The organism is Candidatus Neomarinimicrobiota bacterium, from assembly GCA_017656425.1.
Classification (GTDB): Bacteria; Fidelibacterota; UBA2242; order UBA2242; family B5-G15; genus JACDNV01.
Genome location: JACDNV010000008.1, coordinates 1 through 16,696, shown reverse-complemented (window position 1 = coordinate 16,696; position 16,696 = coordinate 1). Strand labels below are relative to the sequence as shown.

The following is a 16,696-nucleotide window of genomic DNA, read 5'->3' as shown; positions in this document are numbered from 1 at the left end:
ATGGCTACTTTGTATTCATTCTTCAGCCGTTCTATTTATAAATACAAATTAATAAGTCACAACAATAGAATTCTCATTGCAGTATCCGGTGGAATCGACAGCCTCGTTTTAACACACCTATTTAAAAGACTTCGTAACTCATCACGATATAATATATACATTGAAGCAGCACATGTTAGAATACCTGAGACGAGGCTTGATGACACAATTATAGAAAAAACCAAAAAATATTTAGAAGAATGGGACGTACCCTTCACTATACTGGATGGAAAAATACGAGAGGGATATGAAGTTGGTTGCTATACATGCTCAAAAGAAAGAAGAAAACGTCTGATCACTTATTATTATCAAAACAAATTTAATGCACTTGCAGTGGGGCATAATGAAGATGATTATATTGAAACTGGACTATTAAATCTTATATATCATGGGAATCTATTATCACTTTCAATTCAGGAATATATGTTTAATAAAACTGTCAATATTATAAGACCTTTGATTATAGTAAAGAAAAAATGGATAACAAGTTATGCTAAAGAAAATAATATCCAGATAAATAATTTTAACTGTAACTATGGAGAAAAAAGCCAGAGAATATGGGTAAGAGAATTAATCAAGAATTTATCTTCTCATCATAGAGGTTTTCTAACCAATCTTAAAAATGCAATTGATAAATGGAATGCTCAATTTCAACCGGGATTTATAAAATACGAATATAAGGGGAAATAAATGGTAAAATTAAAATTCATGGGAGCTACCGGAACTGTAACAGGCTCCAAAACACTCTTAGAAGTAGACAATTCCAGATTTTTAATTGATTGCGGTATGTTTCAGGGCTTAAAAAAATTAAGACTGATGAACTGGGAAGATTTTCCAATTGATGTAAACACAATAGATAAAATCATCCTGACACACGCTCATATAGACCATTCCGGATATATTCCAAGATTAGTAAAATATGGTTTTAGAAAAGAGATAATCGCAACCTCAACAACTACTGATCTATGCAGAATAATGCTATTGGATTCTGCTCATCTACAGGAGGAAGATGCCGAATATGCGAATTTCAAAAAGTTTTCAAAACACACTCCAGCATTGCCTCTTTATACCTCAGAAGATGCACAAAAAGCTATAGGCTTATTTAATCCACTACCTTATGGCAAAACAATAAAGCTAGCTGACAATATTGACGTTACCTTTAGAGATGCAGGACATATCCTTGGGTCTGCGTTCGCTGACATAAGGGTAAAGATAAAAGGCAATGAAAGAAGAATCCTATTTACAGGAGACCTTGGGAGACCGGGACAACCAATCCTAAGAGACCCACATACAGTATTTGGAACAGATTACCTTATAATAGAATCTACCTACGGAAATAGACTACATGAGCGAAATAATATAAAGGAAAGGTTGGCAGAAGTCATAAATCAAAGTGCGGATAGAGGTGGAATCCTCGTTGTACCGTCCTTCGCTGTCGGCAGAACCCAGACGCTACTCTTTTACATCAGAGAACTTGAGAAAGAGGGAAAAATCCCTTTGCTCCCTGTATACATAGATAGTCCCATGGCAATAGAAGCTACAAACATTTTTAGAAAACATTTTGAAGATTATGATCTCGAATCCAAAGTTCTTGAGATAGGGGGTGAAGATATATTTCAGACTAGTAATCTTCATTTTATGAAAACAAGAGAACAATCAGTATCCCTTAATAAACTTAAATCAAATGCCATTATAATTTCTGCAAGCGGTATGGTTACCGGTGGAAGAATCCTGCATCACCTCGAAAGATTACTTCCTGATGAAAAGAATACCGTTCTATTCATAGGATACCAAGCGGAAGGAACCAGGGGAAGATTGATACTCGATAGGGCAGAAACGGTAAAAATACATGGAAAACATATACCTGTTCGCGCAAAAGTTGAAAATATAACAGGATTTTCTGCCCATGCAGATTACAATGAAATACTTGCATGGCTATCTAATTTTTACAATCCACCTAAAAAAGTTTTTATAATCCACGGAGAGCCAGACCAATCTAAGGCACTTGCAAGCAGAATTAATGCAATGTTTGGCTGGGAAACTATCATCCCTAATTATCTCGATGAATTTGAAATAGTTTAAATTTTAGATAGAAAGCAAGCTTAGATACATTACAGAAAAATTATACCATCATACAAAGAAGGTTCTTCCCAATTGGGAAAGACGACGGAATGACTACATTCTGTTTATATTCCTGCCGGGACTTTAAATAAGGAGGCAAAGATGAAGGAAAAAATTACAAGAAGAGAATTATTGAAATCTCTTGGTTTATTAAGCGGTGTATTATTGTTGAACAATGGTGTGAACATGAACAGTGATTCTGTCAACTTTTTTAAAAATCAAAAAAGAGAAAAACACTGGTATGAATTTGGTTTTATTGATCCTATTCTAGATCAGGTCTTTTTATATTATCTGAATCATAGCTGGCAAAAGCTTGCTGATGTTGGAGAAGTATTGCAAACTGTCTCAAAAGTTGATATGTCAAATCCCTACTCATGGGCTGAGGAATGGATGAAAACTTCAGAAAGGCTTGAAAACCTAGCAAAAGAATTTGAATCCAATGGTCACAATATCAGTGCAGGCGAGTGTTATCTGCGTTCGTCAAATTACTTTATCGCTGCACTCCATAGATATCCGAATCCTTATGACAAAAAAATAAAAAAGATTGCTATAAGAAGTTTCAATAATTACAAAAGTGGGATTAAGCTTCTTAAATTACCTATTGAAGTAGTAAATATCCCTTATGAGGGAAAAAATCTCCCAGGTTATCTTTTTAAAGCAAATGTAAAAGGTAAAGCACCAATACTGATTGTTCATCAGGGAAGAGACGGCTGGGCAGAGCAATGTAAATATATCGGCGAAGCAGCCAATAAAAGAGGAATGCACTGTTTAATTTTTGACGGACCTGGGATTGGTAAAGGCTTAAGAATCCTTGGATTGCCTTTTAGACCGGACTGGGAAAAAGTAATAACTCCTGTCGTAGATTTTGTAAGTAATCTCAAATTTGTGGACAGAAAAAGAATCGGACTTATGGGTATAAGTATGGGCGGGTCACTGACACCGAGAGCAGTTGCATTTGAAAAAAGAATTAGCTTTTGTATTGCCAATCCGGGTGTTTACAGATGGAGTGATATAATAATAGGTTACTTAAATCAAATGATATCTGATTTTGAAACACAACTTGAGAAGGGGAGAGAATATTTCAACAGATTAATAAGCCAGGTAGCTGAAAAAATACCTTTGATAAAATGGGGCATAGCGGATACCATGTGGAAACATGGCGTTGACAACCCTTATGACCTTATTATTGAATTGAAAAAATATACCAATGAAGATGTTGTCGATAAAATAAAGTGCAAATTTTTGGTCGTAGATAGCGAAAAGGATGAATTCAGTCAGGCAAAACTTTTATATGAAAAGCTCAAATGCCCAAAAGATTATCTATTATTTACCGAAAAAGAGGCAGCAGAACTCCACTGTCAGACAGGTAGTCTGGGAATATCAGAGGAAAGGATATTTAATTGGGTGGAGAAAAACTATTAAGAAGTAATACTATCTATTTAATCCATTTTATTGTTATACATGATAATAGAATGATTTAAGTAGTTTTGAGAGAATGAGGATTTGTTCGATAGTGAAATAGAAATTTTATTCACCACCTGCAATCAAATATTTAATTAATTATACCTCTATATCCCCATACCCTTTTATCATTTCCTCAATGCCGCCGGTATTAATAATTTTTAAAACAAACGATGGTAGTTTTGGAAAGTTATAAACTTTGCCTGTTGTTTCATTTTTCAAGATCCCATTCTCAAGATCAACATCAAGTATATTACCATCCGTTACTTCATCAGCTTCTTTCAACTCAATGACGGGCAAACCAATGTTTATACAATTCCTGAAGAAAATCCTCGAAAAACATTTGGCAATAATACAGGATACTCCGAGTACTTTGAATACACGGGCGGCATGCTCTCGAGATGAGCCGAGGCCAAAATTCATGCCACCGACTACAATATCGCCCTGTTTTACGTTCTTAGCAAACTCTTCTCGAACATCCTCTAATGTATGCTTTGACAATTCGGATAAATTTGAACGCAAGTGAAAAAATCTACCTGGAGTAATGTCATCAGTTGATATGGAATCACCAAATTTCCAAACTCTACCCCTTATCTTCATGTTATAATCTCCTAAAGAATTTATATAAACTCCCTCGGGTCGGTTATATACCCTGTTATAGCGCTTGCAGCAGCCGTTAACGGTGATGATAGATATATTTCTGAATTCGGATTACCCATTCGACCCCTAAAGTTTCTATTTTGAGTTGATAAGGCTACCTCCCCATCCGCTAATACTCCCTCATGTGTCCCCACGCAGGGACCACATCCTGGTGGTAAAACAATTCCACCAAAATCAATAAACACGTCAATCAACCCTTCTTTCACAGATTGCTTGTAAATTGATTTAGAAGCTGGAACAACAATAAATTTTACCCAAGGAGCCTTTTTCCCCTTTTTAATAACATCAGCGGCAATTCTCAGATCACTTAGCCTGCCATTTGTGCAGGTACCAATGAAGACCTGGTCAACCTTTACATTCTCAAATTCCTTTACCTTTTTAATATTATCAACACGATGAGGATATGCGACAACAGGCTCAATCTCTGAAACATCCACTTCGACAACTTCACAATAGTCAGCATCCTCATCAGGTGTAAGCCAGCCTATATCTACTTCTCTTCCCCTTTCTTTTAAAAATTCTAAAGTTATATCATCCGGCGGCACGATCCCGGTTTTTGCTCCACATTCTACTGCCATATTGCACAATGTGAACCTATCATCCATTGTACTACTTCTTACGAAGCTACCTAAAAATTCCAAAGTTTTATATATTGCACCATCCGCCCCTATTTTTCCTATTAAAGAAAGGATAACATCTTTAGCAGTTACTCCCTTTTGTAACTTGCCATTAAGAATAACTTTAATCGTTTCAGGCACTTTTAACCAGACTTTCCCAAGTCCAAAGGCTATCGCAGCATCCGTTGAGCCCATTCCCGTAGCAAGACATCCAAGACAACCCAAACTACAAGTATGGGAATCTGCACCAATAATTATATTTCCTGGAATAGCATATTCTTCAAAAACAATCTGGTGGCTTATACCTTCGCATGCGTAAAAAATTTTTGAATTATATTTATTTGCAAACTCAAACATCTTCTTTTGAGTATTTGATAACTCCATTCTCGGGCTTGGAAATGCATGATCACAAAAAAGAAAAGTCTTTGGCGCTTTTATTTCTCTAAAACCCATATTGTGAAACTCGTTGATCATAAGTGGTCCTGTACCATCCTGCACAAAGGCAATATCGGATTTTACAAGGACTATCTCTCCAGGATTTACATCCTTACCAATATTTCTGGAAATAATTTTTTCAACTACATTCTTTCCCATTATCCTCTCTCCTCAATTGGAACATATTTCAGATTCTCAGGTCCTGTGTACTTGGCAACGGGCCTAAATATTCTGTTATCTTTTCTGTATTCCATAATATGAGCTGTCCATCCTACAATCCTTGCCACAGCAAACAGCGGAGTAAAAACCTCACTGGGGAATCCGAGCATATCATATACTATGCCAGAATAAAAATCAACATTTGGGAAAATCTTTTTAGGACCCAGTCGTTTCACAACCTCCTCTTCCATTTTAATCGCAATATCAAGGTACTTGGAACTATATTTCTTAGATAAATTAGTAGCAATTTTTTTTAAGACTATAGAACGTGGATCATAGGTCTTATATATTCTGTGTCCAAATCCCATTACCCTTTTTTTATTTTTTATGCAATTTTCAACATATTCTGAAACATTTTCCACTGAGCCAACCTCATCAAGCATATCCAATACTTTTCTGTTTGCACCACCATGAAGATATCCTTTGAGGCAACCAATTGCTCCAGAGATAGCAGAATAAATATCAGTCATGCTGGAAGAAATTACTAAAGCAGAAAATGTCGAAGCATTTATACCCTGCTCTGCATGTAAAATCATTGATATATCAAGAGCTTTCTTTATATCATCTTCAGGCAACTTGCCATGAAACATATAATAAAAGTTTTCTATATGAGTCAACTTATCAGACGGCTCAATAATTGGTAATTTATTTTTTATTCTATAAGAATAGGATAAAATCATTGGCATTATTGATACAAGTCTACAGGATATATTAAAAATATCATCTTTTTCATTTTCCAAAGCACCTATGTATGCAACTGCAATTTTTAGAATATCCATATAGTCATGGGCTTCCGAAATAATTTGAAGAAAATCAATATATTTTTTATCAAGGTATTTATACTCTCTGAGTTTTTTCTGAAAAATAGTTAACTCTTTAAATGTAGGCAGGTATCCATTATAAATAAGAAAAGCTACTTCTTCAAAATTTGAATATTCTGCCAGCTCCTTGACATCATAGCCACGATATATTAAAACCCCGTTAACACCATCAACCATAGATATAGTAGTCTCTTTTACTACAACTCCCTCTAAGCCTTTAGCTAAGTAACTATTATTTAAACGTACACTATCTTTATTCTTTAATTTATCTTTCATTTTGACCTAATAATTTTAATTTTTACTCTTCAGAAAACAGCACAAAATAAAAGTCCGACACGATGGTAATAAAATAACGCCTTCAATACAAGGAAAACATTAGCATTCTTAATTTAATTCACTTTATTCTATAATAAAATTTAACTTTAATTTCAACACTATAACTATAAATTTAATTATATAAAATGATTAATTATTTATTGCACTTAATTAAATTATTATATATTATTGATTGCCATGAGTGTGAGTAGCAAGTTTAAATTAAAAATAGAATTTGGTTATCTATTAAAATGGTGGTGGTGGCAGAGAGGATTTGTCCACTATCCGTAGGCTCTATCAATTTCCTTTTTGGGAGCCGTGGATAGTGGATAACTACCACGGCTTTTTTGTTTTTAAATAGGAGGGTTAAAAAATGGAAGTTGAACAATTATTGATAAGATTTGTAGAGGACCCGTCACCGATTGATGAGGAAGAAGCATATTTGTTAGCGAATAAAATGATGAATGGAGAGATGACGGAAGCGCAGATTGGTGCCATACTAACTGCAATTAAATTAAAGGGAGAAACTCCGGAGATATTATATGGATTTGCAAAATCTCTCAAGGATAAAGTGAGTGAATTTCATCTGGATTGTTATGATTTGATAGATACATGTGGTACCGGTGGCGATAAAAAAGGCACCTTTAATATCAGCACAGTAGCTTCTATCGTTCTCGCCGGTGGAGGTGTGAGGGTAGCTAAACACGGCAACAGGTCAATTACAAGTAAATGTGGTAGTGCAGACCTACTGGCTGAACTCGGTGTCGATATAAGTATACCCCCAATGAAAGCTGTTCAGGCAATTACAGAGATTGGAATCGGTTTCCTGTTTGCACCTGTTTTTCACACCGCAATGAAAAATGTAATGAATCCAAGAAGAGAGCTAAAATTCAAAACGCTTTTCAATGTTATTGGACCACTGGCAAATCCTGTAAATGTCAAAAGACAATTGATGGGGGTTTTCTCGGAAGATCTTATACAAAAAGTCATCGAAGTGTTTAAAAAGATGGGACACAAGCATTGCCTTGTTGTTTACGGCAAAGATGGCGTAGATGAAATATCCATCTCCAATAGCACCATCATTTATGAACTTAGAGACAATGAAGTAAAAAGCTATGAAATCACTCCAGAAGATTTTGGTATTTCCAGACATCCTATTGAATCCATAAAAGGTGGTGATGCAAAGGAAAATGCGGAGATCACATTGAGGTTATTAAAAGGTGAAATGGGTCCATACAGAGATGCCATTGTCCTTAACGCCGCTGCAGGTTTCTACGTGGCAGGCAAAGCAGGATCAATAGAGGATGGAATCACCATGGCAGAAGAATCTATTGATTCAGGCAGGGCAATGGAAAAACTAAATGAACTAATTCGTTTTACAAGAGGTGAGGCTTGAACATACTTGATGAAATAGTACAGAAAAAAAGGCATGAAGTGGAACATTTAAAGCGCGAAAACCCATTAAAGCCTATCAGAGCAGATAATTATAGTAAAGGGAGATTCTATAAAAAATTAAGGGAAAGGGATAAAATTAAAATTATAGCAGAAGTAAAAAGGAAATCTCCTTCATTTGGGATAATAGCAGAAGATTTTGACCCAGTTAAAATTGCTAAAGACTATGTGAAAGGGGGAGCAAGCTGCATTTCGGTACTTACTGATGAAAAGTATTTTGGAGGTTCTATTAAACATTTAAAACAGATAAAAGATAATATTTCTGGTGTACCTGTCTTAAGGAAAGATTTTATAATCGACGAATATCAAATTTATGAATCATGCTATGCAGGAGCAGATGCGATGCTTTTGATCACATCAATTCTATCAAAAAAACAGTTGAAAAATTATATAAAAATTTCAAGAAACCTTTCGATTGATCCGGTAGTGGAGGTACATGATAGATCAGAACTTGAAATTGCTCTGGACTGTGGAGCGTACATTGTTGGTATAAACAATAGAAACCTTAAAACTTTTAAAGTGGATTTAGAGAATTCACTAAGGCTGATAGAGCTAATTCCAGATGATATAATAAAAATCAGCGAGAGTGGGATAAAGTCAAAAGTCCATGTTAAACTACTGACTGAGGCTGGGTTTGATGCAATACTTATTGGCACATCTTTAATGAAATCAACAAATAAACAAGAATTTTTAAAAAACCTACTGGAGTACTGACCCATGATAAGGGTGAAAATCTGTGGTATTACAAACACTGGAGATGCCTTAATAGCTGCAAAATATGGAGCTGATGCCATTGGGTTAATTTTTGCTGAATCAAAAAGAAAAGTTTCCATCGATACTGCCAGAGAAATTATAAGCTCTATACCACCATTTGTCATCACAGTTGCTGTACTCATGGATAATTCTTATAACTTCATAGAAAAATTATTGAAGAAAGTGCCCGTAGATATTCTTCAATTTCATGGAGAAGAAACACCGGAACTGTGTGAGTCATTCAATAAACGCTACATAAAGAGATTAAAAATTACTAATGAAACTAGCCCGGATGATATAAAGGAATTTGCAAAAAAATATAATTCAGCCAGCATGATACTTCTTGATCCTGGCACTGGCAGTGGGATAAAATTTAAATGGGAAATGTTAAAAAATATTGAAGGAGACTATATAATTGCTGGTGGATTAAATCCAGAAAACGTCGTTGAATTACTGAAAATATATAAACCCTATGCGGTCGATGTTTCATCCGGAGTTGAATCTAAACCCGGGAAAAAGGATGAAAAGCTGGTAAAGAATTTTATACAAAATGTGAAAGGATATAGGTATGAATAAACTTCCTGATGAAAGGGGGTATTTCGGAAAGTTCGGAGGTCAGTATGTACCCGAAACACTTATACCCGCTTTAAAAGAACTCGAGGAAGCATTCAAAGACATTTGCGATGATGAATTCTTCTGGGAGGAATTAGATTACTATTTGAAACATTATGCTGGCAGACCAACTCCTCTTTATTACGCAGAAAGATATTCAAAAAATGTTGGTAATGCCAAAATATACCTTAAGAGGGAAGATCTTTTACACACAGGAGCACACAAGATAAATAATACGATCGGACAGATACTCCTCGCAAAAAAAATGGGGAAGAAGAAGATAATCGCCGAAACAGGTGCAGGACAGCATGGTGTTGCAACAGCAACTGCCTGTGCATTATTTGGAATGGAATGTATTGTATTCATGGGGCTTAAGGATACATTAAGGCAGAGGATCAATGTCCAGAGAATGGAGCTTCTTGGGGCTAAGGTAGTTCCAATAGATAAAGGTACAGGTACATTAAAAGATGCAATCAATGAGGCAATAAGGTATTGGGTTACAAATGTTAGAGATACCTATTATCTCCTTGGCTCTGTAGTTGGTCCACATCCATATCCGGTAATAGTAAGGACATTCCAATCTGTAATTGGCAAAGAAACAAAGCAACAAATATTAGAACTAGAGGGATGTCTACCTGATTATATCGTAGCGTGTGTTGGTGGAGGAAGCAATGCAATTGGTATATTCTACCACTTTATTGAGAATACATCAGTAAAACTCATTGGGGTTGAGGCAGGTGGGAGTATAATGAATAAAAATAAAAATGCAGCATCATTAAATTATGGTAAACCAGGAGCTTTGCATGGAAGTTTCAGCTATGTTTTACAAAACAATGATGGACAAATTGAGGAAACATTCTCAATTTCTGCAGGGCTTGATTATCCGGGTGTGGGACCTGAGCATTCTTACCTGAGGGATACGGGCAGAGTCGAATACACCGTTGCATACGATGAAGAAGCAGTGCAGGCATTTAAAAATCTTACAATGTATGAAGGAATTATACCAGCCTTGGAACCATCACACGCTCTTGCATATGCAGAAAAACTGTCGAAGATAGCTGAAAGAGACAAAATAATTGTCGTTAACCTATCTGGTAGAGGTGATAAAGACCTGGGCATTATTCTGGGAGATGGAAGATGAAAATAGAAGACAAATTCAATCAGCTTGAAAAAGATAACAGAATCGCTCTAATTCTGTATCTAACCTTCGGCTACCCCTCTATTGCTGAAAGTGTTGACCTTATAAAAAAGTTCAGTGAACTAAATGTAGATATTGTAGAAGTTGGAATTCCATTTTCCGATCCTGTTGCTGATGGAAAAACCATACAGTATGCATCAGAAATGGCTCTTAGGAATGGTGCTTCAATCACAAGAATGTTCGATGAAGTATGCAAAATCAACCTTCAAATGCCCCTGGTTATGATGACATACTACAATCCTGTAATAGCCTACGGCCTTAATAGAATATTTACAGATATGAAAGAAGCAGGATTCGATGGTATTATCATACCTGACTTACCTGTAGAAGAAATTAACCAGATTAAGAAAAATTATGACACAAAAGGTATAAATTTTATAAACCTGGTTACTCCTGTAACTGACCTGCTAAGGATAAAGCTGATCAATGAAAATTCTACCGGTTTTATTTACTGTGTATCACTAACAGGTGTCACAGGTGCAAGAGACCAGTTGAACTCGGAGGTTTTTTCGTTTCTACAAAAATTAAAAAAATTAGTAGATAAACCAGTGGCTGTTGGATTTGGCATTTCAAAAAAGGAACATATTACACAATTAAAAAAATATGCCGATGGGGTAATCATCGGTTCAAAAATAATTGAGGCTATTAGAAACAATGAAAATATTGAAGATTTAATAAAACAATACCAGGAAGCATTGTAATGGCAGTGATAGTAGCTCTTCTTGAAAAGAGTAAAAAATTTGATAAGGAGAGTTTTCTTAATAAATTTAATATAAATCCCAGTGAGATAAGAATACTAAGGGGCGGAGAGGAAGAACTTCTTGTAATTCATATCCCCGATTCTAAAAAAATAGATATGGTAGAACTAATTTCCTTCGATTCTATCAGCAAGGTTTACGACTTTACAAAATCATATAAACTAATACACAGAGAGATCAAACCAGAAGGGTATTCTATAAAACTCAAAAATACAGAAATTTCAGCCTTAACTTTTACGCCAATTATTTCCTTCAATATCGAAAATGTAAATTTAAATGAAATTAAGGTATCAATAAATAAATTCATATCGAAAGGAATAAAAATAATCTACCTAAAAAACAAATATATCTTACCATCCGATATTGAATTTTTAAAAAAATTTATCGACACCCTACAGGATGTTGCCATTATATTTTCAATAAACTCACCAGATTCGATTGTAGTTGCTTCAAAGTATGTTGATGCCTATGTAATTGAACAAAACCAGATGCAAAATTTTTCACTGCTCAGGGCATTAGGAAAAACGAGAAAACCAGTAATAGTCAAAAAGGCACCTGCAGCATCCATCGAAGAATACCTGCTGTCTGTTGAATATATAATTTATGAAGGAAATTTAAATGTAATCTTGTGTGAAAGTGGTACACTGACAGTTCATAATAGAGTAATTCCTGATATTGAAGCGATATTATATATGAAAGAAAAGACATATCTGCCTGTACTTATGGATATAGAAAATTTTGAAACAAAAAAGGAAATTGACCATTATTTAAAAATAGCTAGAAATCTGGAATTAAACGGAATTATTGTCGATTATAAGGAGTTAAAACAAAATTCTATAAACCAAATTTATTAGTACTGGAATGAACAAGATACATCTGCCTAGAAAAAATTTATCAATTAACAAGCTAAATCTTTTTATGAACCCGACAGAGATTTATGAACGACTTTATATAAGCGAGAAATACTCCTTTTTATACGAATCCCTTGATAAAAATGTAGAAACAGGTCGATTCTCAATCTTAGGCGGCAGACCATTCCTGACCGCTTGCAGTAAAGGTAAGAATATAACTATTGAAAATAATGAAATCCTTAAAATAAAAGATAACCCCTATAAAATTATAAAGGAGCTTGTCGCATCTGGGAGACACCATCATACATTTCCAGTATTCTCAGGAGGAGTAGTTGGATTCATATCGTATGATTTTATCAGATTTTTCGAAGAAATACCTGACAAAAATCCAGACAATACAGGTTTTCCCGATTTATTCTTCATATTTCCTTCGGAAATTTTTGTAGTCGACCATTTTGAGAAAAATTTATATTTAATCCAGTACTATGACACCCTTGATAAATACAGAATTTCAGAAATAAGGGAACTTCTATCAACAAAAAATAACATTAGACTAGACGATAAACCAATAATAAATTACATGACAAACTGTATGGAAAGGAATTACTTCCTAGACATAGTTAAAAAAGCCAAGGATTATATTTTTGAAGGAGACATCTTCCAGGTGGTTTTGTCTCAGAGATTTGAATTTAAAATAGAAAATGATCCATACCTTCTATACAAAAAAATGAGAATTACCAATCCATCACCTTATATGTATTATCAAAAATTTGGTGATTATTATATACTTGGTTCCTCTCCTGAAACACTTGTTAAATTAATCAACAGAGTGGCTATTACAAGGCCTATCGCTGGCACTCGTCCAAGAGGGAAGACACCAGATGAGGATAAAAAACTTGAAATCGAACTCATAAATAGTGAAAAAGAGAGGGCAGAACACATTATGCTCGTTGACCTTGGAAGAAACGACCTTGGCAGAGTCTGCAAGCCCGGTACGGTTAAGCCAACAGAATTAATGGTAATTGGTAGATATTCTAAAGTCATGCATATTGTATCAACAGTCGAGGGAGAGTTGATGGATAATGAAGATGCTTTTTCACTATTCTCAGCATGTTTCCCAGCAGGCACAGTAACGGGCGCACCCAAGATCAGAGCAATGGAGATAATAGATGAACTCGAAGATTTAAGACGAAGTGTCTACGCCGGGGCTGTTGGCTACTTCGATTTTAACGGTAACATGGATTTCTGCATAGCAATCAGAACAATTTTTATAAACAAAAATAGAGGCTTTATTCAGGCTGGCGCCGGTATCGTAGCTGATTCCGATCCGGAGTTTGAATACCAGGAGACAATCAATAAACTTTCTGCACTTTTTGCTGCAACAAATATAGATATTGAAAAATAAAAGGTTACGGGGAGATAATGACAAAAAAAATCTTTTTGATAGATAATTATGATTCCTTCACATATAACTTATTCCAGCTTGTAGCTTCTATGGGCAATGATGTTATTGTTAGCAGAAATGACAAAATAAACATTAGCGAGATTGAAAAATTAAAACCAAATTGTATAATAATATCTCCAGGTCCAGGTAGACCAGAAAATGCTGGAATATCTGTTGAATTGATAAAATACTTCAAAGATAAAATTCCAATTCTGGGAATTTGTCTTGGACATCAAGCTATAGGATACGCATTTGGTGCTAATATAGTTAAATCAGGTAGTGTTTTTCATGGAAAGACATCAAAAATCTATCATAATGGTCATTCCATATTTAAAAGCATTGATTCACCTTTTATAGCCACAAGATATCATTCATTAATTATAGATAAAAACTCATTACCAGATCAATTGAAACTAATCGCGTGGACTGAAGATGGCGTTATAATGGGAATTGCGCACGTGAAATACCCAATAATAGGCTTACAGTTTCACCCTGAGAGCATACTCACTGATGTAGGGAAAATAATTATTACTAATTTTATCAATATGTTTTAAATAGATTTATTATTCTTTTCTTTTTTATCAATTTACACATTCCGTGACCAAGTAAAAATTTTTGATCTAAATTCCTCGGGAGATAATATTAACAACGCCGAAAATAAAAAAATATCTATTTTTTCAGCTTTAATTATCACATCAAAATGATATATTAAGAAGTCAGGAGTTTAACTGAGCTTTGCTTTCAAGGTAAAATGGGACTTTAAGACCTTTCTTCCATTTTATTGTAATTAAAAATGGATATTCCCTCAGACTTTTTTCTGGAGATTGAACAAACCCTTTGTTACCCCCTACTGTTCTAGATATTGAATAAATATTTCTATACCTCTCTTCTGGCTGTTTCACTCCTTTTTTTACAGCTTATTCACATTGTATATATTTTATAAGGCTAATGTTATTGATGGAGAAAAGAAAAATTAATAGAATAAAAATAATTACGATTTATATAGGGAAGTGATGGAGTTAGCCTTAAATAATGGAGCTAGTAAGAATAGTAGTTCTTGATCTTTTCATATCAGATTATTGTAAAATGTGCAATCAAAGTGTCTACCATTTCTTGAATCAAACAGTGATCTTCTAATAATCAATTGTCATTTTCTCAGGATTGAAATATATTAACAGGTAAGTAGACAGAGGAGAACATGAGCAAATGTAAAAACAATTTAACTATCAGCGTTGTTGCTTTACTGTCTATCATTTTGCTCATCACCATCCCGAAAAGCTCTTTGGGACAGGAGAGTAAGAAGAGCAAATGGATTTATATAGATACAACCCTCGCCTTCACAACTGATGTCCCAATATCAACTGCAAGAGAAAAAACGCTCAACGCCGCCAGGCAAGGAGCTGTTAAAAAAGCCATACCTGCAGAGGTGTTGATAGCCTCTGCACTGAATGACCGCATCTTCGAGAAAGGTAATGATGTGGAAGAACAGACCGCTTACAGCATATTTTCCATTCTATCCACCACTGGTCACATAGTTGATGAAAAAATTCTGTACTCGAAAGTTGAAAAACTTGAGAAAAATATTTACCACTATCGGGTAAAACTTAAAGCCAACGTCGCAGAGCCGTCAGGAGAAAGAAATCCTGCTCTGTCGCTGGAGGTAGGCCTCAACAAAAATTTCCTGAAAGATGGGGACGAACTCCAAATCACGGTGAAATCATCCGCTGACGGTTATATTTATCTCTTCAACTTCCTTCCTGATAATTCCGTTGTGCTCATTTTCCCGAATGCTCTCTGTCAGAACAATTTTATAAAGTCAAACACAATTTTTGAAATCCCTTCAAAAAAGGAAAAAGAACGTGGCATAAAATACAGGGTAAGATGCCACCCGGAATCAGAAATGACAGTGGAAACAATCCTCGCTGTCTTCTGCATAAACCCCATAGCAGGCATTGATAAGTTTGTGAGAGTAAAAGAGGGAACTGTTACCTTTTCTGCAGGTGATGAGAGTTTCGTTCAGTTCCAGAAGTGGCTCGCTGAGGTACCTCTATCCCAGCGAGTAGAAAAAGCCGTCCAGATTCATATCTACAAATAGAACTCGAACGCTCACTTACACAGCCAGAGTAACGTGCCTTAACTGGGGATTCTTTAATTCCTTTCGCATTCTAGCCGCTTACTATGGAATGTGCACATGTTTTCTTTTTGCATTTTCCTTGTTAAAACGTCTTTTTAGCTGTAACTGCTTCTTTTTGTTTAAGAACCTTATAAAATGCAGGGCACAGTCTAGAATAGCTTTAATTGTACTTTTGATACAAGCATTATACTTGACTTTGTCTATGAGGATGGGAGAGTACCGGTAGTACTTTGGTATAAAAATCCTCCCTACTTTAGATCTTGCTAAAAATACATCACGGAACAGGCGAAACTCCTCAACATTTTTGTTAAGTATGTTGCCGTATGCTAATGTGGCTATATAACATGAAGTTTTCCCTGTGACCTTTCTGCCTGCTTCTTGAGATAGGACTAGTGTCTTCCGTTTAAACACTAGGTACCGAAAGATGTTTTCTATATCTTCATCAGAAAAATTATCGGGATTTATTTTAAAAATCCCATCGTCTATAACTCTGAAATCGTTATCACTTTTAGGTATTTCCCTGTGTTCCCTCGTTGTTTTTATAGTAATGTTGCCCGAAAATGCCTTCCGGTATAGTAAGTAGTAGGAAGAGTCGCTGACTGTCAAAATGACGTTAGACCTTATCGTAGGGTCATGTATCTGGATAATCACGAGTATGGGACTTCCGTCGAATGTTATACTTTTCCTAACAGCTGCTTCCAGTTCAGGGTCATCACATTGGCCTTGCACTGTTTTTTCTGCAGCAAACAAGAAACCTTTTTTAACAGTTAGATGGGAACTAAAAGGAAAGTCATACAGTTGCTCCG

General features: G+C 35.2%; 16 protein-coding genes. 12 read left to right on the top strand and 4 right to left on the bottom strand.

The window, feature by feature from the left end:
* The 3 genes from tilS (at position 1) to H0Z29_06810 (ending at position 3,582) form a co-directional block, all read left to right on the top strand.
* Complete coding sequence (tilS, locus tag H0Z29_06820) at positions 1-729, top strand: tRNA lysidine(34) synthetase TilS (protein ID MBO8131213.1); 729 nt, start codon at positions 1-3, stop codon at positions 727-729.
* Entirely contained in the window at positions 730-2,121 is a 1,392-nt protein-coding gene (locus tag H0Z29_06815; protein MBO8131212.1) for an MBL fold metallo-hydrolase, read from the top strand.
* Positions 2,122-2,262: 141 nt separating this feature from the next.
* Positions 2,263-3,582 (top strand): alpha/beta hydrolase, encoded by a 1,320-nt coding sequence (locus H0Z29_06810; GenBank protein ID MBO8131211.1) that lies wholly within the window; start codon positions 2,263-2,265, stop codon positions 3,580-3,582.
* Positions 3,583-3,720: 138 nt separating this feature from the next.
* On the opposite strand, the gene H0Z29_06805 is transcribed toward H0Z29_06810, so the two are convergent.
* Genes H0Z29_06805 through H0Z29_06795 form a run of 3 tightly spaced genes read right to left on the bottom strand, consistent with a single transcriptional unit; the run spans position 3,721 to position 6,649 of the window.
* Positions 3,721-4,221: a 3-isopropylmalate dehydratase small subunit gene (locus H0Z29_06805; protein ID MBO8131210.1), complete on the bottom strand. Its 501-nt coding sequence runs from the start codon at positions 4,219-4,221 to the stop codon at positions 3,721-3,723.
* A 20-nt stretch (positions 4,222-4,241) separates the two neighbouring features.
* Positions 4,242-5,492, bottom strand: coding sequence for a 3-isopropylmalate dehydratase large subunit (locus H0Z29_06800; GenBank protein MBO8131209.1), 1,251 nt, complete (start codon positions 5,490-5,492; stop codon positions 4,242-4,244).
* Positions 5,492-6,649, bottom strand: a complete 1,158-nt coding sequence (locus H0Z29_06795) for a citrate synthase/methylcitrate synthase (protein ID MBO8131208.1) — start codon at positions 6,647-6,649, stop codon at positions 5,492-5,494. Before H0Z29_06795 ends, H0Z29_06800 begins: the two co-directional genes overlap by 1 nt.
* Positions 6,650-7,061: 412 nt before the next feature.
* Here H0Z29_06795 and trpD point away from each other — a divergent pair, with 412 nt between their 5' ends.
* The 9 genes from trpD to H0Z29_06750 all read left to right on the top strand — a co-directional run bounded on the left by trpD (position 7,062) and on the right by H0Z29_06750 (position 15,851).
* Complete coding sequence (gene trpD, locus H0Z29_06790; GenBank protein MBO8131207.1) at positions 7,062-8,084, top strand: anthranilate phosphoribosyltransferase; 1,023 nt, start codon at positions 7,062-7,064, stop codon at positions 8,082-8,084.
* On the top strand, positions 8,081-8,854 hold the full coding sequence (trpC, locus tag H0Z29_06785) for an indole-3-glycerol phosphate synthase TrpC (protein ID MBO8131206.1): 774 nt from the start codon (positions 8,081-8,083) through the stop codon (positions 8,852-8,854). Before trpD ends, trpC begins: the two co-directional genes overlap by 4 nt.
* Before the next feature lie 3 nt (positions 8,855-8,857).
* Positions 8,858-9,469 carry a phosphoribosylanthranilate isomerase gene (locus tag H0Z29_06780; GenBank protein MBO8131205.1) on the top strand — a complete coding sequence of 204 codons (612 nt, stop codon included), beginning with the start codon at positions 8,858-8,860 and terminating at the stop codon, positions 9,467-9,469.
* On the top strand, positions 9,462-10,646 hold the full coding sequence (gene trpB, locus H0Z29_06775) for a tryptophan synthase subunit beta (protein ID MBO8131204.1): 1,185 nt from the start codon (positions 9,462-9,464) through the stop codon (positions 10,644-10,646). The genes H0Z29_06780 and trpB overlap by 8 nt, the downstream gene beginning before the upstream one ends.
* Positions 10,643-11,404: a tryptophan synthase subunit alpha gene (locus tag H0Z29_06770; protein MBO8131203.1), complete on the top strand. Its 762-nt coding sequence runs from the start codon at positions 10,643-10,645 to the stop codon at positions 11,402-11,404. Before trpB ends, H0Z29_06770 begins: the two co-directional genes overlap by 4 nt.
* A complete protein-coding gene (locus tag H0Z29_06765) occupies positions 11,404-12,315 on the top strand; it encodes a hypothetical protein (protein ID MBO8131202.1) in 912 nt (303 codons plus the stop codon). Before H0Z29_06770 ends, H0Z29_06765 begins: the two co-directional genes overlap by 1 nt.
* A gap of 7 nt (positions 12,316-12,322) precedes the next feature.
* Positions 12,323-13,717 carry an anthranilate synthase component I family protein gene (locus tag H0Z29_06760; GenBank protein MBO8131201.1) on the top strand — a complete coding sequence of 465 codons (1,395 nt, stop codon included), beginning with the start codon at positions 12,323-12,325 and terminating at the stop codon, positions 13,715-13,717.
* Between the two features lie 17 nt (positions 13,718-13,734).
* The gene (locus H0Z29_06755; GenBank protein ID MBO8131200.1) at positions 13,735-14,310 is read left to right on the top strand and encodes an aminodeoxychorismate/anthranilate synthase component II; all 576 of its coding nucleotides are present in this window, start codon (positions 13,735-13,737) and stop codon (positions 14,308-14,310) included.
* A gap of 644 nt (positions 14,311-14,954) precedes the next feature.
* Complete coding sequence (locus tag H0Z29_06750; GenBank protein MBO8131199.1) at positions 14,955-15,851, top strand: DUF4384 domain-containing protein; 897 nt, start codon at positions 14,955-14,957, stop codon at positions 15,849-15,851.
* 81 nt (positions 15,852-15,932) lie between these two features.
* Here the strand turns inward: H0Z29_06750 and H0Z29_06745 are convergent, their stop codons facing one another.
* The gene (locus H0Z29_06745) at positions 15,933-16,640 is read right to left on the bottom strand and encodes a hypothetical protein (protein MBO8131198.1); all 708 of its coding nucleotides are present in this window, start codon (positions 16,638-16,640) and stop codon (positions 15,933-15,935) included.
* Between the last annotated feature and the right edge of the window lie 56 nt (positions 16,641-16,696).